12 protein-coding genes and 4 pseudogenes are annotated in these 25,765 nt (G+C 35.6%); 3 read left to right on the forward strand and 13 right to left on the reverse strand.

The features are described from left to right. Positions 1-122: 122 nt before the first annotated feature. Positions 123-662 (forward strand): annotated as a pseudogene (locus C8P65_RS11450) (site-specific integrase); the annotation flags it as partial. A gap of 1,421 nt (positions 663-2,083) precedes the next feature. On the opposite strand, the gene C8P65_RS12305 reads toward C8P65_RS11450, so the two are convergent. Continuing rightward, positions 2,084-2,479 carry an IS256 family transposase, variant Zn-binding type gene (locus C8P65_RS12305; protein WP_425430564.1) on the reverse strand — a complete coding sequence of 132 codons (396 nt, stop codon included), beginning with the start codon at positions 2,477-2,479 and terminating at the stop codon, positions 2,084-2,086. Between the two features lie 619 nt (positions 2,480-3,098). On the opposite strand from C8P65_RS12305, the pseudogene C8P65_RS12455 reads away from it, so the two are divergent. Beyond that, a pseudogene (locus C8P65_RS12455) lies at positions 3,099-3,404 on the forward strand (IS1/IS1595 family N-terminal zinc-binding domain-containing protein); the annotation flags it as partial. After that, positions 3,364-3,993, forward strand: coding sequence for an IS256 family transposase, variant Zn-binding type (locus C8P65_RS11465; protein ID WP_425430565.1), 630 nt, complete (start codon positions 3,364-3,366; stop codon positions 3,991-3,993). The pseudogene C8P65_RS12455 and the gene C8P65_RS11465, both read left to right, overlap by 41 nt. A 319-nt stretch (positions 3,994-4,312) precedes the next feature. Here C8P65_RS11465 and C8P65_RS11470 read toward each other — a convergent pair whose 3' ends face one another. The 12 genes and pseudogenes from C8P65_RS11470 to C8P65_RS11525 all read right to left on the reverse strand — a co-directional run bounded on the left by C8P65_RS11470 (position 4,313) and on the right by C8P65_RS11525 (position 24,678). Beyond that, the gene (locus C8P65_RS11470; protein ID WP_107782910.1) at positions 4,313-5,017 is read right to left on the reverse strand and encodes a TatD family hydrolase; all 705 of its coding nucleotides are present in this window, start codon (positions 5,015-5,017) and stop codon (positions 4,313-4,315) included. Continuing rightward, complete coding sequence (gene qatC / locus C8P65_RS11475) at positions 5,014-6,375, reverse strand: Qat anti-phage system QueC-like protein QatC (protein WP_107782911.1); 1,362 nt, start codon at positions 6,373-6,375, stop codon at positions 5,014-5,016. The genes C8P65_RS11470 and qatC overlap by 4 nt, the downstream gene beginning before the upstream one ends. Further along, a complete protein-coding gene (locus C8P65_RS11480; protein ID WP_107782912.1) occupies positions 6,365-7,105 on the reverse strand; it encodes an NUDIX hydrolase in 741 nt (246 codons plus the stop codon). Before C8P65_RS11480 ends, qatC begins: the two co-directional genes overlap by 11 nt. Next, positions 7,105-8,946 (reverse strand): KAP family P-loop NTPase fold protein, encoded by a 1,842-nt coding sequence (locus C8P65_RS11485; protein ID WP_107782913.1) that lies wholly within the window; start codon positions 8,944-8,946, stop codon positions 7,105-7,107. The genes C8P65_RS11480 and C8P65_RS11485 overlap by 1 nt, the downstream gene beginning before the upstream one ends. Before the next feature lie 270 nt (positions 8,947-9,216). Then, positions 9,217-10,350 (reverse strand): annotated as a pseudogene (locus tag C8P65_RS12310) (IS4 family transposase); the annotation flags it as partial. Positions 10,351-10,375: 25 nt separating this feature from the next. Next, positions 10,376-11,265 (reverse strand): annotated as a pseudogene (locus C8P65_RS11495) (IS1595 family transposase). A gap of 784 nt (positions 11,266-12,049) precedes the next feature. After that, entirely contained in the window at positions 12,050-13,786 is a 1,737-nt protein-coding gene (locus C8P65_RS11500; RefSeq protein WP_107782914.1) for an AAA family ATPase, read from the reverse strand. Positions 13,787-13,905: 119 nt separating this feature from the next. Continuing rightward, on the reverse strand, positions 13,906-16,956 hold the full coding sequence (locus C8P65_RS11505; RefSeq protein ID WP_107782915.1) for a type III restriction-modification system endonuclease: 3,051 nt from the start codon (positions 16,954-16,956) through the stop codon (positions 13,906-13,908). 13 nt (positions 16,957-16,969) lie between these two features. Continuing rightward, a complete protein-coding gene (locus C8P65_RS11510) occupies positions 16,970-18,922 on the reverse strand; it encodes a site-specific DNA-methyltransferase (protein WP_107782916.1) in 1,953 nt (650 codons plus the stop codon). 14 nt (positions 18,923-18,936) lie between these two features. Next, complete coding sequence (locus C8P65_RS11515; RefSeq protein ID WP_107782917.1) at positions 18,937-19,548, reverse strand: DUF4391 domain-containing protein; 612 nt, start codon at positions 19,546-19,548, stop codon at positions 18,937-18,939. Between the two features lie 75 nt (positions 19,549-19,623). Further along, entirely contained in the window at positions 19,624-21,417 is a 1,794-nt protein-coding gene (locus C8P65_RS11520; protein ID WP_107782918.1) for an ATP-binding protein, read from the reverse strand. 18 nt (positions 21,418-21,435) lie between these two features. Further along, complete coding sequence (locus tag C8P65_RS11525) at positions 21,436-24,678, reverse strand: helicase-related protein (protein ID WP_107782919.1); 3,243 nt, start codon at positions 24,676-24,678, stop codon at positions 21,436-21,438. Positions 24,679-25,765: the final 1,087 nt, after the last annotated feature.

A 25,765-nucleotide genomic window follows, 5' to 3' on the forward strand; every position in this document is an offset into this window, starting at 1 on the left:
TACTTAAGCCTTTTTTCTCTATTTCTTCTATGACAGCTCTCTTAAAGCAATCACTGTACCGAACTATCTCTGCTCGCCCTTTTGTCATATTTTTTCCTTTTTTTAGTGTAAACCTATTTTAGGATATGACAACTCTTTTGCAATATACCCCTAAAAAAGCCTCTGTTGAATTAGTACGAGACCTATTTGTTTTTAGTTGCTTTACAGGTTTTTCGTATATTGACATCAAGCAGCTCAAAAAAAGTCACTTACAATCATTCTTTGACGGCAACAAATGGCTTATCAAACGTCGTCAGAAATCCGATGTGCCCTGTAATGTACGTCTGTTAGATATAGCCGAGAAAATTATTGAAAAGTATGAGGGTACGACTCGTACAGAGGCACTATTTCCTACACCCTCCAATGCTAATTGCAACCTCCTGATTAAAAAGATGATGAAAGATTGTAACATCATTCGTGAAAAACCTATCTCCTTTCACTGGGCACGCCATACCTTTGGTACTCTGTTCTTAACAGAAGGGGTTCCCTTGGAAAGTGTTAGCAAGATGATGGGACATAAGAATATCAAAACTACCCAGATTTATGCTAAAATCACCAATGAGAAAATCAGCAAGGATATGGAAATTGCTGCCGAACGATTAAAGAATTTAAAGATAGGATAACTAACAAATTTCTTCTTAGAATTAAAATCCATTGATAACATCTCAAAAAGAGATGTGTCAATGGATTTTTTTGTTGCCTTACAAAAAGCTATCTCACAAAGATAAGAGTGTTATTAAGACTTACCTATTTTCCCTATTTTAAACACTTAAGGCACGTAATGGCGGTTCGTTGTTCGAGTGCAAAGGTATTTCTGTGTTCTTAACGCTTCTTGCAAGGTCAAGCCCGATGGGTTTTCAAAAAAATCTCCAGCCCTTGTCCGTTGTCCTGCGGGTAGTATTTTTTTGAAAAACCTTGCAGAAGCTAAACACAGACCTTTTATGGCACTCGAAACGAAACCAGCTCATTCCGACCTTTAAGCGAATAAAAAAATGTCAAATATGAGAAAAATGCCGCTTCTTACAGATTGTTTTTTGAAACGAATACCGCTTTTCCTCCCATTGTCGAATAAAAATTTCAAACTATGTAGCTACCTAATTACGTTTTTACCTTTGTACATACTTGCTTGCTTTGATGCGTGAATGCAAAGTAATATACAAATATACATATAGCTTTACATAGAATTGTAAATAACTTTGTAAGTAAGTGATTAAATATATTGCTAATATGCCCTAAATCACTTTATGAGCTTGTAGTATTTATCTCCTTTTCTTATGGTTAATTAAAATTCGACCTTTAGGGAGAATTTTCTGTTCACCCGAACAGAGCAAGTTGTGTTTTGAGGCACGCATTAGGCGTTTAGGCACTCAAAACAACTTGCCCTTGCAGGGGCTTAAAACGCACTCCGAAGTCGTGGTTTTTTACTAACACTCAATTTATATGACCTTACAGAAAACAATTCATAAATACCTTACAGGTAGAAACACAAAGATAAAACCTGCTTTTTTTAATATGTTTTTTGAGATATAATGGAAAAAATTAATGCTATTTTATCGATGGTTGTTTCTAATGGACAAAATTAATACTATTTTTTAGATTAATATTTGTCTATGCCAAGAATATGTTTTATCTTTGTTGAATCTGTATAAACGGAAATAGGCTCTGCTGGGGAGTAACCTATCAGGGATAATACAGATGTTATACAAAATGTTAACATGAGGACGCTTGTAACAAGACTCCCTCTTTTTATTAATATTTTGGCAGCCCTATACCTTAAAAAAAATCATCAATAAATTTCTTTTTTCTACTCAAAGACAGTCCATTATGATTCCTAATTTTATTTTTTTAAGCCTGCAAAATGTCCATCAATGACATTAGTTATATTAGGCATATTTAGCTTATTATTGTCATACCAAGAGAAGAACTAAGGGAAGTCGTTTTTTAAACTTCTATAAGCATTTCTAAGCTTTTTATAGACGTAGAATGTCTTGTTGATCAAAGAGTTAGCATTTCTTCCATTAAGAAAATCTTTCCATTTATTATACTATAATCCTAAAGCTCTTTCAAAAGATTCTTTGTCTGTTTTGGTAAGTAAGTCTATAACTTTCATCAGTTCTTGTCCTGCTTGAAGTTTAGGTTTCTTAGTCAAATACCTAACAACAATTTGTTTTTGGAGAAATTGACACATTTGTACAGGAATGTTTTCAAAAGATTGCAAAAACCACTTTCTACCATCACAAACGAAAGCCATTATCTCAAAACATTTATCTTTAAGTTCTTGAATACCTTGTTTATACAAAGCATTTGTTTGATTTTTCACATAGTACTTCAAAAGTTTTTCCTTTGTTATAGTATCTTTAAAAAGCATAACTCCAAAGTTTCTTTCCCAGTAAGTTATATTTATTAAAACAATAACTTTACGAGGTGTTTTAGCCTGTATTTTAACCGAATAATCATCTTACTTCCTTTTGATTGTTTTAGCGGAACATTCATATTTTTAGGCTAATTGAGTATACGTTTGTTTGCCTCTGACATACTCTTCCCAAAGTTGCTCTTCATCTAAATTTACTTGTCGTTTAGATAGAAATTACTTCGCACAAGCATAACATTTGTAGCGTTGAACCCCTTTTACTTTAACGTGAGTTCGATATAACGAAAGTTTCCTCGGATTTTCAAGGATTTCACAGATTTTCTATGTTTGTATAATTGTACTGTTGCGATTTACACAGATTTTTATAAGACCAAAAATCTTATTTATCCTTAGGAATTACAGAGGTACACTTAGTTGTTGTATCTTTCTCTCCGTGAAAATCTGTGGAATCTGTGGGAGAAGAAATATAATTCTGCTTACATCAAACTCGTGTTACCTTAAGATGTTTGTAAAGTTCTAAGTTTTCATGTTACCAAAAACTGTATGTAGTTTTAACTGTATTTCTCGAAATGTCTATTATTTTCAAAATAGGCGTAATGGACAAAAAGGTTGCTTTAAAGTTGCATAAACCCTTATTTTATCTACCTTTGTAAGCATTTGAAAATATGAATAAAAAAATTGCTTTTACTGCGGTAGTAAAATAACCAAGAAAAATGGGAAGAAAAATGGAGTTCAACGTTATAAATGCTATGCTTGTAATAAAGTTTTTGTAGTTAAAAGGCAACTAATTTTAGACCAAGAGCAACTTTGGAAAGAGTATGTCCAAGGTAAGCAAACGTACGCTCAGTTAGCTGAAAAGTATAGTTGTTCAATAAAAACAATTAAAAGGAAGCTGGATGCTTATTCAGTCAAAATAGAGGCTAAAACAGCCCGAAAAGTAATTGTTTTAATGGATAACTTACTGGGGAAGAGCTTTTGGAGTTATGCTTTTTAAGGATAATATAACAAAAGAAAATCTCCTAAAATATTATGTAAAGAATGAGACAAATTCCTTGTATATACGTGGCGTTCAAGAGCTTAAAAATAAAGGTTTTGAAATAGTAGCTATCGTTTGTGATGGTAGAAAGGGCTTGTTACAATCTTTTGAAGGTGTTCCTGTGCAAATGTGTCAGTTTCATCAAAAACAGATTGTTGTTAGGTATTTGACAATGAAACCCAAACTTCAAGCTGGTCAAGAACTGATGAAAATTGTAGATTTTTTGACTAATACCGATAAAGAATCTTTTGAAGGAGCTTTAGGATTATGGTATGAAAAATGGAAAGACTTTCTTAATGAAAGAAGTGTTAATCCATTGACAAACAAGACCTTTTACACTCATAAAAGGTTGAGAAGTGCTTATAGAAGTTTGAAGAATAATTTACCTTGGCTTTTTACTTGGTATGATCACTTTGAATTAGAAATACCTAATACTACTAATGCTATTGATGGACACTTTGCAGATTTAAAAAATAAACTGAGAAATCATAATGGTTTATCATTAGATAGAAAAAAGAAGTTTATTGATGGGTTTTTAAAGGCATAGGAGCTGCCAAAATATTAATAAAAGAGGGTGCCTTATCACAAGCACCCTCATATTAACATTTTGTATAGCATCTGTATTATCCCTGATAGGTTGCTCCCCAGCAGAGCCTATTTCCGTTTATACAGATGAGGCAAAGGTAATACTTCTTTTATCTATCTCCAAATGTTCAAGATAAAAAACAGCAACCTTTTTGTCCATTAGAAACAAACATCTAAAAAATAGCAACCTTTTTGTCCATTATACCTCAAAATAAGTTAAAGTATTTATTTCTTGGATACAATCTCTCTCCTGATATCTTAATTGAAATCTATTTTTTCAATCATTTAATATTTTGAATGATTCGCAAAAAGTTCTGCTTTATTGTATTTTTTACAAAATCCTTTGATTCTCCCCATATATCAGATAGATAAGAATACGTATCTATTAAATTTCCATTAGTATAAGGAAAATCCGTTTCTGTCAGTATTAGCTCCCTAGGAATCTTAGATATTATTTTTCTCCCATTTCCAGATGAAGACATCGCAGAATTAATGGAGAAGAAATAACCATACTCTACAATTCTTTCTATGATATTAATAGGTCCAGAATACCAGTGGAAAATTGCATTTCTAATTCTATTCTTGATAAGCATTTCTAATGTCTCTTTCTCTGCTCGTCGGGAGTGTAAGCTTAAAATCTTATTTTTTGATTTTACACAATCTAAAACAAACTCAAAACTTTTAATCTGAATTTCCTTTGTTGCAAATCCTTCTCTTGAGAAATCTAATCCAACTTCTCCTATATATGATGTCATATCAAGATATTGTTTGAACTTCGAGTACTCTTTCTCATGTTCTGTTGCTCTCAATGGATGCAAGCCTAATGCAAGCCGAATATACCTATACTGTCTTACATGATTTACACCCATTTGAAAATGGCTTGGCAAATTTGTCATTCCAATCGTTATAATTTGCCTTTTCTCATTTTCCGAAATATATTTTTCGGGATTTTTTGCCATGTCAAAATGGCAGTGAACATCTATCATTGAATACCTAATTTATTTTTAATCTCAACACTTCCTTTATCCCGAATCCAATCTATAATTTGGCTTCGGGTTCTAAAGACTACACTTGCGTACTGTTCTACTTTATTTAATGGTAAAGTTCCATTTATCAAAAGATTCTTTTCAATATCCTCAATTGAGAGAGGATTTCTCATATAGTCAAGAAAAGCAGGGACATCAGGTAGTTTCTCCAAAGGATACTTTTGGGGATTAAAAAGATTCGTACCCACTACTTCATCATCTACCCCTATTCTATGCAAAGCAACTCTTCTATATATACAAGGCATGCATATGCCGCAATGATTCGTTCCTGTCATCACATCGCGGATATCTTTACGTGTTCCCCGTTTAGCACAAGAACAAGATTTTTTATATGTGGCTCTTAATATATCATTGTCTATACATTCTTCTAACATTTCCCCTTTCGTTTTCATTTCATACTCGTTTTTTATAAGGTGATTTAATCCTAACTTCGAAATGAAATCAATAACTTTTATCAGATAATACGGATGAGCTGTTCTAGTACTGCAACTACTCCTTCTCGAGGGTGTTAGAGGATGATTTAAAGAAATAGTTCCATTTTCTGGGATCAGAATTTCTATTCCATCTTCAATTGATGATGCTACAAAAACTGCTTGACAAAGGAATAAGAATGACCTACTTCTCAATGTTGTTTCAGTATTTATCTTATTCCCATTTATATCATATCCTTCTAAGTCTACTCTTGTTTGCAGTAAATGATAATGCGAGTATTTCTTGTACAGGATTTTATGAATTTTATCTTGGTCGGATTTGGCGCCCTTGAATGTTGCATCATAATGAGAAACAAGCACCATCCTATCTTTGGACTTTGCTAATTGATCTATTACACCAATTAAGGAATCAAGTCCTCCAGAAAATAAACTTATTCTCTTATGAGATTTACGATAGTCATTTGAATAAACCTTTTTTGTATTTACAAATAGGGACGTTACATCTCGTTGTATAAATGATATTTGCCAATAATCTCCTGTTAAAAAAGACAGAAGTTGTTCTAATTCATTCTTACCTCCGTTGAATAAATCTAGTGATTCAACAGGAAATTCAACTTCAATTTCACGAGACCATCCATTGACTGAAAAACTCTTTCTTGGCAGAAGAATATCAATTCCATAAACAAAACAGCCTATTAAAAAAACATCAAATCCGATTCCGTTTTTCTTCCTCGTAAATTCATATAGATTCTGAAAATCAACATTCAATAGAACCTGAATATCTTCATTCTCTTCATTTTTATATCCAAGTTTTATTTCCGAAAACTTGCCTTTTCGAGCTTTTGGTATAGTAATATTAACTTTCATAATTCTCAAATGCTTTAAGTGTATCTTCAAAAATATTCTTTACCAGCTCATCACCTTCTTTATCAGCCCAACTAATCTTACTAACATTTCGTTTTCGAGCAATATTCTTCACCTTTTCAACAAGGTATTTTTTTAGCTGAATATAAAAGTTTGATGTTGCTGCTTTTCCTTTTTCTTCAATGAGTTTCTCGTAAAAATCAATAGATAGATGTTCATAAATATAATAAGCATAATACTTTATCAAAAGTTCCTCGATACCATATTCTTCTATCTTTTCCTCAAAATTCTTCGCTAATTCTTCGAAATCTTTTGCTTCGCTACCTATTTCTTCAAGCAATTGTCTTTCGGCAGCTTTAGCAGCAGTTTCATCTAACGAGGATGCAACGCCAGCACAATACTCCAACAAATAATTTATAGCTTCATTTGGCTTAGTGCTATCAGTTACATCAAAACCAATACCTGATAGAGCAGGCCTAAATCCTTTAGTTTTTACGTCGCTTAAAAAGCCTCCTAATTTTTGTGCTGTTCTTATACCCGCTCGACCTCCGATTTTGGATTTTCCTCTCCCTCCAAAATTTGAGCCTCCTAAAAACTTCGCAAAATTAGAAGTAACATTACTTAAACTATTAATGGAAATAGTTCCTGTTTCGCATGCTCTCGTCACACTACCGCTTAGTTGTGACCAATTGGGATGACCTTTAGCCCCTTCATAAGATTTCGATGTTCCCATTATATTTTTCCTTTTTGTTTAATTTTTACAAATTGGTTGAATTCTGAATGAGTTCCTGTAAACTCCTTTAAAGATTCAATTACCGCAGGTGGTAATTTCCTTCCTGCACTTGTAAGAGCTTCAACATAAACAGGTTTACAGTCAAATCCCGCTCTTAATGCGATATTAAATAGTTCATAATACCTGTTTTTATCAGGCTCTGTAATTATTCGTTGTTTCAACAGACTGAAGAATGCACTTTGATAATTTCCATTCAAAACCTTTAGTTCTTCATTAAGGATTTTAATAGTTAATTTTTCTGCCATACCATCTGGCTCTAACTTTGTCATCAATGATTTAACCACTGGCGGAACTAATAGGTTACTTTGCATGGATGACAATTTATCTCTTGAAATCCAATAATAGTCCCGAAGGTCAATTTTAGAAAGCAATGGTTCACTACTCATCCAATTAACAATTTTGGGTTTGTTCCATTCTTTTAAATCGTCCGTGAAAGTTAATTGTACATCGCTTTTCTTACAGCAAATTTCTTCTAGTTTTTCTAATTGAGTAGCAATACCTTGATTGGATATTTGCCAACTGTATAATATTTCAAAAAGTTTTGGTTCTGCGTATTCCAAAATCATTAGTTTGGCTAATATATCATCTCTGAAATCTTTTATATGAGCAACTGTAGCTAATTTCTTTCTTAGCATAAACGTATTTAGGAAACGCTTAATTTGCCGAGGGTTTCCGTATAAACTTTCCGAAATAATAGGCGATAACTTTGCAATTAGCGAAACATTCTGTTCCAATCTTTCTGTTTTACTTGCATCTCCTACAGCATCTTTGACCTTAGCAAAATCAAATACAGAATACCTTTCTTCCTCTCTGAACTTCTTAAATGCTTCCAACACTTTATTAAAGTCATCTGCTGACACCAAGTCATTTTCACAAAAAAGTAATGTAATATATGTTTCTACTTCGGAATCGGATAGTTTAGGTAGGCTGTAAGGAATTTGAATCAATTTCTCAAGATAGTCATTCACAATCCTATCATTTGTGTTCTCGGCATTTGTGTCAACAATCTTATCCTTATATCTGTATTCAATCGCATGCCTAACAATTCTTGGGTCTGCTCCTATTACAAATGCGGTATTCTTTACATTCAGAAATAATTTTATAGCTTCTAAATTATCAATTATTCGATCTGGAAGACATCTGTCGAGGTCGTCAATAATGATAACAAGTTTTTTAATTTTGGATTTTTTTAATAATTCCTCAAAATCATCTCGAAATTTGCGTACTACATCGAACATATCAGTATTCTCAGGTTCCTTTACAAATTGTTTCAGAAAACTTTCCGTATCATGTTTTTGTATTCTTTCTATTAATTCTTTTGGTTTTTTTGCCGCTTCTTTTAAACTGTTTACTAGTTCAGTAATAATGCTTAAACCTCCCGTCATATAAGCAGCGGCAGCGGGTAATCCAATATTTTTTATTCCAAATCCAATAACTCTCATCCAATTAACAGATTTCGATAGTTTTTTTATATCATCTTTTATTTCTTCACCAAACTTTTTACTGTCTTCAAATTCTTTCAATATTGTCTCGAGCAAAGCAGCTTTTGCATCATCATATCCTTCAAAAACCCATCCATTGAAGTAGAGGCATACTGTATTAGGTTCTTTTTCTACTTCCTTTTTAATAATTTCTAAAATACTTGATTTTCCGCTTCCCCAATCTCCAAAAAGACCAATAGTAAGAGGTAACATTTTTTCGTCTTTTATGAGTTCTTTTATCAAGTTGGCATGTACATCGAAACCTAAAAAGTCTTTATCTGTAATATTATCTGTCCACATATTAATTGAATTATATATTTCCTTTTAGTATTAATTAACGTGAGTTCGATACAAGAAAAGTAACTTTTTTCTTGCAAGAAAGAGGTGTTTTGATAATTTTATGCATTTAAAATCAAAAAGATTGATTAAAAGGGTTCCCTCATAATATCAAATTACAAAATTACTGAAATTTTCTTTGTAATAAATGAATGTTGCAAGAATTTTAATGAGATTGTATTCATCATATACCATTAAGCAAAATCACTGGTGTTTATCAATAAAATGTTAATGTTAAAAATTAAATTCTAATTGTATATTTTTGATAATTTCTTGTTTCTTACAAGGTGTAAAAAGCTCCATAATAGAGGTACTCACAAATGAGGAATTTCCTATTATACGCATTGTGTCAATTATAGTTCCTTTAAGTTTTAAGTCGTTTTTGATGATATTTATTAGACAATAAGTGATAATAGCTATATGAATCTGGATTCTAACAGCGTTTTCAGATGTTCCCCAAAAGGTTTTTAACTTGAGATATTGCTTTATCCATTTAAAAAATAGTTCAACTTGCCACCTATTCTTATACAATAAAGCTATTTCATTAGCTTTTAGATAGAAATTGTTTGTATAATAAACAAAAGTTCTTTTAAGTTCTAGTGCATAATAAACAATTCGCCTAAGTTCAGAGGGGTAATTATTCTTATTCCTATTTACTGTAAACCTAATTGTTTGATCACACAAGATGTTATCATCATTTTCAAGAAGGTCTTCTCCTGAGATAATTTCATAATCAGGTAAGCCTTTCTCTCAAATAATAAAGAAAGCATTTGTTAAATTTATTTTATAAAGCCTATTTAGATCAAAATAGCCACGATCAAACACATAACATGCCAAAGGCTCAATTTCTATAAAATCCATTCCCTTGGTATCGTGAACATTAGCGTTTGTAATTCTATAGAATGTAGGTATCTTAGTAGCTAAATCAATTTGTATATGGATTTTTATTCCTGATTTAGTGCTTCTAAAATTAGCCCATTCAAAGACAGACATACATAGATCAATGGTTGTAGAATCTATAGCATAGAATTTTCCATGCAAGCAAAAGTCTTTAAAAGAGAGCTTTTTTTGAGCTATATCTATCATATAGAAAGCATATTGCTCAAATATTTTTACATCTCTAACCTTATTTGCAATAGAAAAGGTCTTTAAATCTATAAGATTTTTTCTAAGACCTAAATGATAAGACATCTTAGAATTAGCATTGATAGTACCAACAAGTTCTCTAAGGCTAGCGTAGCCCATAAGTTGTCCAAGAATTAGGGCTAACATCTGGTTCCAGTGAGAAAATTTCCAATTTTTAGTTCTATCATCATATTTAGAAACTAATCTATTAAAAAATCTTTGGGGCAAAAACGATGTTACTTGTGAAAAAACATATTGAGGTGTCTATTTAGTTACATACTAATTGACTTTGGGAAACGGGAGAACGCTCAACAATTCTTTTCATTAATTTGTTAAAGATAGTCTCTTTGCTCTGTGAGCGATTAATTCTAAAACTGTATTCCGCTAAATATCGGTCTATGTTAAATTCTGATACCCAAGAATATATACCTCGTATCCAAGACTTTACTTGATGTATTACCTTATGTAATGTAGGAAAATTCTTCCCATTATTACTAGGAATTTGAGTTATATCAAAGTCTTTTATAGGTTTATATCCTTTCCATTCGTCAGTAGTAACTTGTGCTGTTTTACTAATGTGTTTGTCAAATATTGTTCGTAATGATTTTGAGGAAAAATCAGGTATTTTTAGTGCGTAAAAGCGCTTTACTTTACCTCGGTCAGTAAGTTCTATTGCACAAAGAACTTTCTTTTTTTTGTGTCGTAACTTCTACCTTGTTTTCCTTCCTCTTTTCCTCCTATGGTAAATTCATCAACCTGCACTCTATCATTCATTTTGTGCGATTCACTGGATTTCATAGCTTCTCGGACTTTTTGTATAAAATAATGTGCAGTCTGACGACTAATTTCATAACGACGAGCAACTTGTGAGGCTGATAACCCTTTAGTTGTAGTTGTCATTTCAAAACATATAAAAAATGCTTTACGTAACCCAAATTTTAGTCTATGAAATAGTGTTCCAGCAGTAGGACTTTCCGTATCTCCACAGATATTACAAGTACGTGAAAAATCTTTTCTGACTTGGTATTTTTTATGACCACATTTGCGACAGCAATATCCATCTTCCCACTTTAAAGAAGCTAGATATTCTTCGCAATCTAAGTCTGTTTTAAAGCGTTCAGTAAACTCTAAGAGGCTTTGACCTTTAAATAATTCCATAACACATTAATTTTCAGAGCGCAAATATATGAAATTATTTCGACACCTCAATAAATAAATTGAGGTGTCTATAAAATAATTTCTATTTTTCCATCAGCAAATTTGGTTGTTTTGTAACTATTTTTCTTCTCCTGTATGGAAGAACTTTTTTATCTCTAAAATCAGAGCTACAAATAAATTCTTCTTTTTCATTAGGTTTAGATATTCTCCAGTCCTTTTTAGTAGGACGAGAATATATCACTTGGAATATCAGCTACAGAAAAACAGATTTGTGGAGTTCCATTAGCAGTATATAATATATTTCTTCTCCTTCAAATATATCTATCCAATCCTACTGCAACAGCTGCTATAGTCTTTCCTTTATATTTAAAATCCAGCAATATAAACAACGATGTTTATAAGCCCTAATTTTTGAATTTCTTCTTTATCAGTGTTTGATATAGACTTTATCTGAAAAGTAAAAAAATCTAAAGATTAGTTTGTGTTTGAAGAAAAGAAAACTAGAATCCAGAATTTTGTGCAAAGATACAATAAATAAATGGATTATTCATTTTTTCAAATTTTTGCAAAGGTAGATAAAATAATGGATTATCCAACTTTTCAGCGTTAATTTTGTCCATTACACCCAAAATTTAGAAGTATCTAAGCTCTGCCTACCACAATATTTATTGTTTGTTATGTATTCCTTTATTTATGGTTTTAAAGGTACTAGAATTTTCTCACTTATACAAATATTTGTGATACAAATGCTGCTTTCTGAATCAAAAGAGAGATTGTGTGGTTCCTATTCCCAGAGTTTTCTGATCATATTCTTTATAGAAGGATTATCTAATTTCATACTTAGTGGTTTAGATAAATCTTCATTACCAGCAATATGTAGAGGATGATTGTAAACAATTCCCAATAGAAAATAAGTTTCCGGTATAGATATACCATGTTTTTGAGCTTCATGCAGCTTTTCATTCGTACCGTGTGTGGATAAAAATAGGATTCTATGTTCTTCTTGCAATTTGAAATATACGAGTTCTTCTACTCTTCTTCGAATAGCAAAGCAAACAGCTAAGGGATCATACTTGTCTTCAGGTTGCAACAAATACGTTCTAAGTTCTCGATTAATCTTTTTCACAAAGGCCTCTGGAACCCCCCAGTCTTTATTAAGGCCCAAGCTTTCAAACTCTTCAGAGAAATCTACATCATTGCTATTGTCTGAAAAGTGAAAGTAATGGATATCTAGGATATCTTTAACACTTGTTTCTTCTCGCTTCTCAACCAACTTCGCCATCTTATCGCTAACTCGAGCATTAACCTGTTTTAGATAAACAACATTTAGGCGTGAATCATTAAAGCAAAAATGTTTCAAATAATTTGGATCCAAATGAGTCAGTAATATAGGGAAAATTATTCTTTTAGATTTTTTGAAAGAATCAATTAATGTTGATATATAATATTGAAAGGCTACCACATTAGCATCATCAAGGTAATCAAAGAATTCATCAATGACTAATATGCAGTTACGTTCTACCTGATATTCGCACTCTATTAGCTTTGCAATAAATACCATAATATCCCTCTGACCACTAGAAATCATATGAGCTTCTGGCCATTCAACTATCAGAGAACGATTCTTTTCTTTAGAGACGATTTTAAATCTATCTGAAAATGGATTAATCTCTTTTAGGGTGTTATCCAAGTTTCTCTTTTTAGCAATATACTCGGCGTATCGTAGGGCTTTTTTATAATTAGTACCCATCGCTAATTTAACGGTAATAAACTGCCATGCAGAAAGGTAAGCATCAACATCATCAAGTGCCAATTCCTCCTTAATAAATGCAGATATAGCATGGAATTCAGGACATAACCCTGCAAACATAGAGTTTGCTACAATATAATTCTTGATTTCTATTGCAGTTTTTGTATGTGAATTATTAATAACTGCTAATATACTGGATATAGATTTTTCATATGGTTTAAGCTCAAATATATGTGTATTAACCATTTTCTCTACTTTGTTCAAAAAAGTATAATTAGAATATAACATTGATATATCCATAAGAATCTTATTACTAGCTCCAAATGCTCTTTTCATATTAGCCAACTTATAATCAAAGTACACATCTTTCGGTATAGTCTTTATTACTATGGTTGGCTCAATGTTCATAGAAGCCCTAGCTGTTACAACTTTTCCGAATCTCTGGGCTTTAGCGGTAGGTAACAGCGGATTAGTAACAACATGAATTGAAAAAAAATCTCGGATTGTATTGCTATCCTTGTCTGCAAAAATAGTTTGCCCTGTACTTAAAGACAAAACTACTGAAGGATCACCATTCTTAGGAATTGGCTCTACTTCTGGTTTTAATTCTATTTTATTTGCCACTAGAGTTTTAAAGGCTACAGCTAAAGAACTTTTACCAAAACCATTAGGAGCAACAAGAATATTAGGACGATTTGGGTGTATATTTTGATTTATAGTCAAATTCCCAATTCCTTTTATATTATTGATTTCAATTTTTGAAATAACCATTTTTCTTAAATTCAAGTATTAAAAGTGATTTTTAAGCTGTTCCTAAATCATAATAGGTTACTTTTCCCCTGTATTAATCGCTTCCGTATAAATTTCTTAAGGGCTTTTTAAATCATATTCTAATCCTGCATTACCTTGTTATACAATGTCTCATAGTTTTTGACTACTCCAAACTTAAGTTTGCTATCAGAGATAGAGGCAAAGTGACGACTAGCACACTCTATTTTAGCATGCTCGACAGCTCGGAGCTGGGTGATATCTTCTGAGCCCTTAGTCTCTGCTACGAAGTAGATATGCTTCACTTCTCCTTCTCGGAACACAATTGCCCAGTCGGGATTATACTTGCCTACAGGCGTATTGATGTAGAAGCCACGTGGTAGCTTGGTATAAACCTCGACTGCATCCTGCTGCTCTAACTGCTCAGCAAAATGTTTTTCTACACCTTGACTATCCACGATAACGAGGTCGTAAAGCGATTTTTCACTCTGTATGGCATCGATGCCGATACGTCCACGGAGTTCTTGCTCTGAGAATATACTTACATCGTATTCCTGATTCATCTTATGGTAAGTGATATGTTCTATCACCGCAATGGCTTTCTGCTCATTGATGATATTGCTGGCACGAATGATGAACTCCTCGGGGTTCTTGCGATACATTCCAAAAGTCTCGGACTTGATGCCTGTAAGTATAGCGGCTATCGTACTGCGTTTCAATCCTGTACGCTGCACCAACTCCCCAACAAGGTCGTAGCGCACTCCGCTTGCCACCGCTTCGTTTACCTTTACATTTTGTGTTGTGCCTACTTGCATAGCACGCCCCTCTTCAAGTTCCTCCTTTGAGTTAATATTTGCCAGTGTGCCAGCTGTGATGGCAATATGTATCTCTGTAACATGAAGCGACTCATTTAGACCGGTAATGGCTTTTAGAATTAATCCTTCTGTCTCAAAGTCTACCTCATAGTAGGTCTTGCTATTGATGCGTTTCCATAAGTCTTGAAACTCCTTCTTGGCAAATCGCTCAGCCTGAAACTTAGCTGTTTCTTTTCCTCGCCCATTATCCACTTTGAATACTTCTGGACTAAATACCTTATCCAATTCCTTGATGATGGCATCTTGTTCTCCTTGCCATTCGTCAAGTTGTATTGTACCAGCCTTTTTATCCTCGAAGTACTTCTCCGTTAGCTTCTGTTTTTTAACATAGCCTGCCGAGATAAGTTCTTCCATAATAGTAGCAGCCTGAGATTCACTAATTTTCTGCTTTTCTCCATTGGCTTTGACAATAGTTTTACCGGTAAATAATGCTGCTGTAACCAACACCGCACGAGAGGTAATACTCTCAGCAAGTTCCTTTTGCAACGCCTCAGAGAAATCTTTATAACTCTCACTGGCTACAACTGTGAGTATATTTGTGTCATATACACCCTCTCCCAATAGGTCGCTATCTTGACGCTCTCCCTGCTGATTAACACATAGGCGCATGCCACGCCCGACCTCTTGACGTTTCTTTACCTCGCTATCACTCTGCTTGAGTGCACAGATTTGGAATACATTGGGATTGTCCCAACCTTCCTTTAGAGCGGAGTGGGAGAAGATAAAGCGTGTAGGTTCGGCAAACGAGAGCAAACGCTCTTTATCTCGCATAATTAGCTGATAGGCATCCGTATCGCCCGATGCTGTTTCTCCACGCTTCACGGTCGAGTCAATCATCTTTCCTTTTCTATCTTGAGAGAAATAGCCAGCGTGGGTGTCTGTTGCAGCAATTTTATTAAGATATTGTTTATAATCCTCGTCCATAAAGAGGTCTTGTATCATTTCATTGTAAACAGAACTGTACTCTTCCTCAAAAATTTCTGCCCAACGTCCCTTGCGTGTCTCGCCTCCTGCTTCATAGATACGGTATTTTTCTACTGCATCGATGAAGAATAGGCTCAATACTTTGATTCCCTGCTTATAGAGCTGTTGCTCACGTTCAAAATGTTTTTGTATTGTAGTTCGAATTTGTATACGACGAAGTATATCCTCGGTAATGGCTCCTATTGCCTGCCCTTCATAGACTTCTTGTCCGCTACTTAGGCGAATGCAGCCTTTTGCCCCATCAATTCGTTCTATGATATAGCCATTTCGGTAAGCCTCAAGGTCTCCACTCTCTGCATAAAGATCAAACCCTTCATCCACTAAACGTGTGGCGGTACGTAAGCCTACCTTGGTTGTAGCATCAAAGCTAATACGAGCGCGAGGTGCTTCACCTTTCTTCTTAGAAAGTACGATACTATCAAGATAAAGATAGCCATTGGTAGCTGTTGTTCCCACTTGCTCTACCCCCATCACCTCAATTTTTTTGACAAGGCGTTTATTGAAAGCATCAATAGCATCAAGACGATATATTTGGTTGTAGATATCGTCCTTGCGGTGTGTAGCACTATAAAGAAGCGAAAACAGAGGGTTGAACTGCTGGAGTCCTTGACGTGTTTTGTTCTTCTTATCCGCTCCAAGTACGCTTTGCGGTTCGTCGATGATAAGAATAGGGCGTGTCTGGCCAATTACATCGATCGGCTTGCGCCAAGCAAAATCTTCTAACTTCATTGTAATGCGTCGGGCATCTGACCCTGTAGCATTGAAGGCTTGGGTATTGATGACCATCACATGTATCTTTGAATCGGAAGCAAACTGATCAATCGCGGTGAGCCGTGCACTGTCATAGACAAAGTGCTGCATACGCTCGCCATACTCTTCCGCAAAATGATCGCCCATTGTCTCAAGACTCTTGATCACCCCTTCACGAATAGCTACACTGGGTACAACTATGATAAATTTTGTCCATCCATAGTGCTTATATAGTTCGTACATTGTCTTGATGTAGGTATAGGTTTTACCCGTACCTGTCTCCATCTCTATGCTGAGTGCTAGTGTGTTGTTAGCATCACGAAGCACTCGGTCGATGGGTTGTAAGTCTTGACTTATTTGTACTTGACGGATATTTTGGGTTAGCAGATCATCGCTGAGTACAAGGTCGTGGTTGCGAAAACCTTGTATTTCCAAATCCAGTACGCCCTTACCCACGTCCATACGATAAGCAAAAGCATCTTGCAGTGGCTGCCCACGAAAAACCTCTACAACAGCTCGTGCTGCGTCTTGCTGGAAGCCTTGATGTTTGTATTGTAATCTCATTGCTTATTGTTATTTAGATGACATGAATACGTTTGTAAGCTTCGTCGTCGCTCCAACCGCAAAGTTGCTTGAACTGTTCGTAGATGTTGAGCTTATCGGCATCGGTAGCAAAACAAGACTCTCGAAAGATGACGCGCAGTGGCTTCATTTCGGCAATATGGCGGATAGCTTCGAGGTTTATTTCCCTATCAAAGCAAGCTACAAGAGCTCCTTCGTTCACGATGTGCAGATGCTTCCCTGCTACTTCCTCCTTGCGAAGCGGATAGCTAAGTTCCACGCCCCAATCGACCATACAACCGAAGAGCAAGTCCAGTTCTGTGCGATCGTACTTCACACTATCTACTTGAGTGAAGAGGTTTTCTTGCTTTAATCCAGCAGGCTCGAAATATGCATCTTCCATATTCGACGAGTCTACACGTAATACGCGAAAGCCCGTATCCAAGTCTTTGCTTTCATTCCCTGCAGTCTCCTTAATCTTCTTACCAGCCCTGCGGATACGTTCCTTGCCTATCTCGCAAATGGTGTTGTAACCCGCCTTGCGTGCTTCGCTTCCCTCTGGAGTTGCCTCGGGCAACTGCACCATAATGTACTTACGCTTACCACCATCTTCAGCATTCAATTGCATAACAGCGTGGGCGGTTGTGGCTGAGCCAGAAAAGAAGTCGAGGATGAGGGAGTCTTTGTCAAAGAAGGTAGACGCATTAACTATAGCCTTAATATAATTGGTCGGCTTAGAATAGTCAAATATCCTTTTCCATTGTAACAACCTTTCAAGTTCTTCGTAGGCGTCTTCATTAGTCCCTTTAATTTCAACTCCATTTATAACACTTCCTAGTCCTTTAAAACAATCTTCTTCATATACTCGATAAGCCCTAACTTGCATATTAATGGTGTTTATAACAAAAGTACTTCCTTGAGAAATCTGTTTGTCAAGCATTGACTGAGACCAAATAAAGGGGGCTAGTAACCTAAACTCGTTAACAATTTGCCCATTTAATACATTTATATCATTCAGAAGAGTTACCGGGTTGATATCATTGCCATATGTACCTGCATTATAGAGACCATCTTTAAGTTTAGTTTTTACTACATTTGCAGGGAAATGTAATTCTCCTATTTTGTTCGTTCTTTTTATAATTGGTTGAGATTCATTAGAATCTGGAACTCCACCAAATAGTCCTTTATTAGCAACCTTATCTTTACTATAAACTAAAAGGTATTCAGTTAAGCTAATTATTCCTTTAGAAAGAAAACTTCCCTTCCTCTTTTTAAGCCAAGTTATTTGCCCTATAAAGTTCCCCGATCCAAACACCTCATCGCATATCTTTCTCAGATGGTGCACCTCATTATCATCAATAGAAATAAAGATAACGCCATCATTAGCGAGCAGGGTGCGTCCTACCAGCAGACGGCTATACATCATAGAGCACCAATCAGAGTGGTAACGAGGGTTGGAATCGAGGTTTCGGCGTAGGCGGTTGCCTTCCTCATCAAGATTGCCCATAGCCTCATCCATTTCTTCCCCACTCATAGCGAAGTCGTCTTGGTAAACAAAGTCGTTCCCTGTGTTGTAGGGCGGATCTATATAAATCATCTTCACCTTACCCAAGTAAGCACGCTGGAGGAGCTTTAGCACCTCAAGGTTATCTCCCTCTATGTACAGGTTCTCCGTCGTGTCCCAGTCCACACTGTCCTCCACAAAGGGGCGCAACGTCTGGCGTGTAGGCTCAGCCGCTGCTCGCTTTGCCGCCTGCTTGCCCACCCATTGAAAGCCAAAGCTCTCCTCATCAGCATCAGCAATGGCATCGCCCAGTAGCTCACGGAGCACATCAAAATTTACCTTCTGTGTCAGCTCGCCATCTGCCCCACGTACCTCAGTGAATGCTGAGGGAGCTATTTGTTTTAGTGCCTCAAGCGTAAACTCGCTATGTGATGCTGAGGTCAGGGTTTGTTTCTTTATTTCCATATTGTTTTATTCCTTTATTCTTTCGTTTCTAAGTACTTTTTTCTTTGATTAATCTGGCTACGTAGCTGCATCTGCTTGCCTAATGACTTTTCCTTATCTATTCTTCGCTCCAGCTGTTCAATTTCCTTGAGTATCTGTTCTTTTTCTTGTTTGTTTTGAATCCGCTCGTCTAATGTTTGCTCTGTATTGAGAGAAATGTCGCCAATAGTAACGACCAAATGTTCCCATAGCGCATCAAAATTAAGTCCGCTGAGGGGGATACGAAGTTCGTCCTTTACATTCCAGCCACTGGTATGTAGTCCTTCGTGAATGATAGCAAGTTGAGCCTGCTGCTGGTAACATAACACAAAAAGCATACACTGGGGAATAAGCCGTACTAACAGCTTTATGCTATCCGGATGATAGTCCTTTGTCTTAAGACTGACGGAGAGTACATAGATATCTTTCACTTCTTTTCCAGCAGCTACGGCAGGAAGCGTATCCTGTGCTAAGCGTGCAATGATGTCTATACGGGCTATATCCGCATCTATACGCTGTCGCTGAGCTGTAGGCAAAGCGAATTTCTCAAAGATAGCCTTCTTTGGAATCTGCTTGCTTAGCAATGTGCTGTTGGGTAGTGCGTACATAGGTTTTTTGGACAAGTTTTGGACATTTATAACTTATTGTATATTAACAACTTGTAAGTATTCTTACTTGCAAAATTACTCATTTTTGCTTTCCTTTTTGGACAAATCTTGGACATTTTGTTTTTGTTGTTGCATTGCCTTGAGACCTATACCAACTGCCTCTATCACTATTTTCTGTTTCTCAAAATACTGAGGGCTAATTACATAGTAAGTTCCAGAGCCTTTCCCAAGTCTTAGTAAATCATTAGTCTTTACTAATTGCTCAATCATAGCCTTTACCTGACGTCTGGTCATATGATTCTGAAGTATCGTTTCAAAATCTTTCATTTTAGCTTGATTAAAGGTAGCAAAGTGTGAAAGTATTACAGGCCATGCTTGATCTACTGTCCAGTTTGTTTGTCGAGTGTATTCTCCTTCTTTACCAGCAAACTCGTAATAGCTCTTGGATAATACATAATATATGCCATTGGTTTTCCCTCTTTTCTCTATCATTCCTCTTTTTAGTAAAGACTCTATCAACAAGGGCTCTATATTAGCATGTTTATTTTCTTTGATCTGATTCAAAGCCAAGATTTCAAAAACAGATAGTTGTTCTTCTTCAGGCAACTCTCTTTGTTCAGACTCAATGAACTGAGCAAAAGCCACATCTTTGACAACAGATGATAGATGTAGTTCAACCCTAAATTCATCGCTATGAGAATAATCAGGTTTTTCCTTACCCTCTGAAAGCATATTTCTGAATATTTTATCAACGCCTTGTCCTGATCTCTCTACAACTCCCGTTTTAGATAGGACATCTGCCAAGAGTCTATTTCGTGGAGTGCTTTGTACTCGTAGTAAGTTTTCTTGAGTTACTCCCAAGGGTAAGCCACCCATATTCTTTACAACCAGCTTGTCTTGGTATTGTAATATAAATGTCTCACTTGTACGTCTATAATCACGATGAGCTACAGCGTTATTGATTGCCTCACGGATCACTTCTTCATTAAAAAATGGGATATTAAAGATATATGAGCCCTCATTGACATCAATTTTATCATTTCTGAGGTTAACATCATGCCAAAGCTGATCTATCATTATATAGAAAGGTTTCAGATACTCTATTCGATTATTATAAGGAATAAGGCTTTCTGTTTTTCTATACTCCAGCACAATGCGACTTTGAGGAAGAAAACGTTCTAAAGATTCTTCTTTACCACATAATATTAAGGCTGCATAACTTATCTTACCATTAAGCACTAGATGTAGATCACTTAACACTTGTTCATTAGGTAGAGAAATAAAGGAGGTATTTTTCTGTTTTGTAGCATATTTCCTCTTTAGTATATCTATAGCCTCCTCTGATAGATCTTCTAGAGTTGCTTCTTTGCAGATCTCAGCAGAAAAATCAGACTCTTGTTCCAACCAAATACTTCGAAGCATCTCGTCAGACATAGGGCGTAGTTCTTCACCAACCCTCATCAGAGCGACATCTTCGAACTTAAACACTTTACCTATAGGTCGGGCAGGAACATCTATGACTAAAACACGTCCTTTCTTCTCTACTTCATCCTCATATAACTCATAAACATCTGGTCGAATTCCTATATCTTTATAGATTTTACTTTCTAATTCTCCTATAGCATATATACTTTGATTCGTACCCACTACTTTATGAGGATATTTGTCCTCCATACCAAGTACAAGTGTACCTCCACCTTCGTTACAAAAAGCAACGACATAACCAAGAATACATCTTCTTTTTTCAGAAGTTTTAGTTTTATCACCACCGTTATAGGATACATTCCCATATTCAGCTTTTTTGAATTCCACTTTATCTTCAGATTCTCTAGAATTCTTTAGTCCTGCAATAGTCCATCTATTTTTCATATATAGCACCTAATCTATTTATCTTACAACGAAAAAACAAATGAGTTCGAAGTCGTCCAATCCTTTAATCTCTTTGCTAAACAAGTCTCCTGATGCCCCTTCTAGAAAGCTCAGCACATCACTCTGCTCTTTGACAGTAATGATACTTTGGATAGATTCCCCCAACAATCGTGAGTAGGTATCCATACGGCGCCCATCGGCGGTCTCTCGATTAAAAGCTTTACACAAATCTGTATAAGGAGAAGATTGACCACGACAAGATTGTCTGAGACGATCTAACATCTTTTTAGGCTGTAGATGATTGACCACGACTTCTCCATCCATAGAGATATAGACCATGTAAAAGGGGTGTAATTGATTTTTGCGGTCAATGTTTACCCCTGAGTTTCTATTCTTGAGTATGTAGACTACCCCAGGCGGTAAAGAATCTGTACTACGAACAACCGCATGTAAGCCAAAACGCGTTTGCTCTAAACTACCATGTTTCTTAACATAGTCCAGCAAGTCAAGACGGAATTCGTTCAGACCAAGGTCAAGAATAGAGATACCTGTGCTCATTTCTTCAAGGTCTACAACCTCCGTTTGTAGGCGCTCAAGCTGTTTACGGCGATATTCCAAGTCTCCTTTCTCTTCGTTGGAGAGCAGGTTATCATCGCCTGTTGAGGTCATTACCGATACCTTCATTCGGTTTTCAACTCTTGCTTTGAGGTTGATGTATTCATCCAACTGTATGTCAGGCCAGTAATTGACCATCTGGATACAAGCATTGTGTGAACCTATACGGTCTATACGTCCAAAACGCTGAATAATTCGTACGGGATTCCAATGGATATCATAGTTGATTAGATAGTCACAATCTTGCAAGTTTTGCCCCTCAGAGATACAGTCGGTGGCAATAAGCAAGTCGATCTCACCGGCAACATCAGGCAAAAGAGTTTCCTTATCCTTAGAACGAGGCGAAAACAGTGTGAGGGCTGTGTTGAAAGTCATCTTGTGGCGCTGTGGTAACTTCAGCGTGCTACGAGCATCGATACCTCCCGTAATCAAAACACTGTGTAAGCTATGCCGCTCTTGAATAGTCTTTGCTAAAGCATCATATAGATATTCTGCTGTATCGGAGAAAGCTGTGAAGACAATAATTTTCTTATTGCCAGCATTGATGGGTTGTGCTATTTTCTGCTCGATATCCGATAGCAGGTGCTGGAGTTTGGCATCTTGCTCAGGTGTGATACTTTCGGTTTTTTCGAGCAAAAATAGGAGAAGACGTAAATCGGCTAAGAGGTAGTTCTTCCAGCCAAGATAGTCCATGTCGCGCAGGTCAATAGAGGTTTTTCCTCCACCAATGAGTAATTCATCGTTGAGATCGTCAATATCAAAGTACTCATCAAAATTATGTTCTCCTACAGAAATAGCCTCGCCACCTTCTACTTGCTCAATCTTCTCTAAAGTGGAAGCAAGTAGTGCTACGAGGCGCTCTAAGGTGAGACGAAAAGAATGAATAGAACTCTCCAATCGTTTGAGCATATTGATACACATAAGACGGCGGATACCTAATTCTCGTCCCGAACGTGTTAAACCACTGACATTGCCTTCGTCATCTATCGTAATGTATTTGTCCATTCGGCTTTTGAGTATAAAGTCCGAAGGTGTATAAATCGCTAGATTCAAATCTGACAGATGAGAATAGATTTGGTTATAGTCGATAAGGTCTTGACCCAATGTGAGTTGAGGACGACGCGATTGTACAGGGAGACGCTCGGGGAAGGAGCCTATCTCTGTCATATCATAGTATTGCTCAATGTGTCTGCGAGAGCGAGCAATGGTCACGCTATCTAGTACCTCAAAGAAATCAAAGCTAAGTGATTCAAGCAAAGCCTCTGTGGTGCGTTCTGCTTCGGGGAGTTTGCACCAACGATTGTACTCCAATTGTCCTTGACGAAAGATATCATCAATAGAGTTTTCTGTGTTTAGGAGTTTATCGAATGATTCCACATCGCCTTCATAGGCCAACTGTAATTGATTCTTGAGATCATTAAATCGGTTATTTACTGGCGTTGCAGAAAGCATCAAGACTTTAGTTTTAACCCCATCACGAATCACATCATCAAGAAGGCGAAGATAGCGGTTTTTTCGAGGATTGAGATCATCTTCGTCCGTTGATATTTTTCCTCCATTTCTAAAATTGTGACTCTCATCAATTACGACAAGATCATAATTTCCCCAGTTTATTTTTTCAAGGTCTATACCATTGCTCAAGCCTTGACTTCTACCCAAATCTGTATGGTATAGCACATCATAACGTAAACGATCGGCAGCCAAAGGATTATTCTTGTAATTACTGCGGTAGGTAATCCAGTTATCATAGAGTTTTTTAGGACAAAGAACTAGGACAGACTTGTTACGCAATTCATAATACTTAATGACACTAATAGCTGTAAAGGTCTTACCCAATCCCACACTATCGGCCAAGATACAGCCATTGTATTTCTCTAATTTATTGATAATTCCAAGAGAGGCATCTTGCTGAAACTTGTAGAGCTTTTTCCATACAGCGGTTTCTTTGAACCCCGTGGCCTCATTGGGCAGTACGTCTTCTGAAATATCATCTAAAAATTCACGGAAGATATTGAAGAGGGTGATAAAATAGAGCAGTTCGGGGGGATTTTCTTTGTATACACTCGAAATGCTTTCTATGACTTCGTTGGTTACATCTTGCAACCGATTCTTATCGTTCCAGAGTTGTTCAAATAATTGTGTATAGTGTTCGCTAAAGGGAGATTCCGCTTTTTGTATCATTGTATAGGCGTTGTCACCTCGTTCTACTCCAAGTTCTACAGTAGTGAATCCAGTTAGCGGCATATAAGAGCAGTTATCCACTACACCAAAACCCATCATATTCTCTCTTGTACAATTTGACTTAAATTGGACTTTCTTGCGAATCCATTCAGCACACTCACGAGCAATTGCCTTCTGAGTTAATTCATTGCGAAGGAGGATCTCAAATTCACTTCCCGTAAGGCTTCGCTCTCTATTTAGACGTGGAATATAAAACTCTCTCTGTTCTTTGTTTGTCTTATCAGTAATGAAGGTTGGAGATGTAAAAATAAAACGTAACTCTTCAATATTCTCAAGTTCTTTTCGGAGTTCTTGATAGGCATAAATAGAAAAACAAGAAGCCGCAATAGACATACGACTATTCGTGGTAAGCGTAGAACGTAAATCCTCCGCAAAAGTTTTGTGTATATTATCAATAAGCTCCATAATTCCTATTTTGTAGAGACTAATATAAGGAGATTTCCCCTTTTTGATAGTTGTTTATAAGTAAAATTTCCCAAAAAATAGTGATTTTAGATTTGAGAAAGACACTAAAAATTAGGAATTTCGGGCAAATATACGATAAATAAATGGATTATTCTCTCCTTAAGTGTAGGAAAAAGAGTAGATAAAACAAATTATAATTTAATTTTAATATATTTAATTGATATTCAATTTATTGAAAATATAAAATACGATAAAGAGAACTTCCAATTAAGGACTATTTTAAAAAAGATTTCATATCAAAATGTACATTATTCCTTTGATGGACTAAAATAGTAACCTTCTACAAATAAGACTCAATACATTAAAGCATTATATCACTTGTATTCAGTTAGATGCTACTCATACACGTTGTTGAGGGAAAAGAAAATTCTGCAGGTTATAAAGAAAGATAATAATATTTTTTTGGGCATAAATATAGAAAAGCTGTAGTTGTAAAAATACTATTGAAGATTCTAAAACTACACAATCAAGCACATTCACTGATTAAATAGTATTATAGCTAAGTTTCAATATTTTTTTAACTTCCCTTAGTTGAACTTCAAAACAACTTTTAGTAAATCTTAAACGATTTTAAATATAGGGCAAAACTACAAAAGTTTTTTTACTCTCACAAAGGCTTAGGCAGGTTTTTTATTTTTTGTAGTAATTCTACTACATAGATAGGTAGTACATTGACATATTACCAGCCCCACACAAACGTGCGTTGCAAAGGTAATTTTTTTGGTTATATTGTCAAGATGTTGTACCTTTGCACCTAGAAGTTATTGAGAAAATAGGTATAATCAAATGAAATAAGAACTATTACTAAACCATTACCTAATCTTCTTGTAATTCCTGTATCTTCTTTATTTTGAAAGAATTACAAAAGTAGTTTCAATTTTATATAAAAAATTAAGGTACAAGCAGAATTGTTACCTTATAAGATTATCAATAAACGTGTTTAAACTTTTTTGAGGAACTTGGAGATAAACCCTAATAAAAGCATTCCAATCCAAGTTACATCAAGATACTCGTATCTCATTATCAA

This window comes from Capnocytophaga leadbetteri (genome assembly GCF_003054025.1).
GTDB classification, from domain to species: domain Bacteria; phylum Bacteroidota; class Bacteroidia; order Flavobacteriales; family Flavobacteriaceae; genus Capnocytophaga; species Capnocytophaga leadbetteri.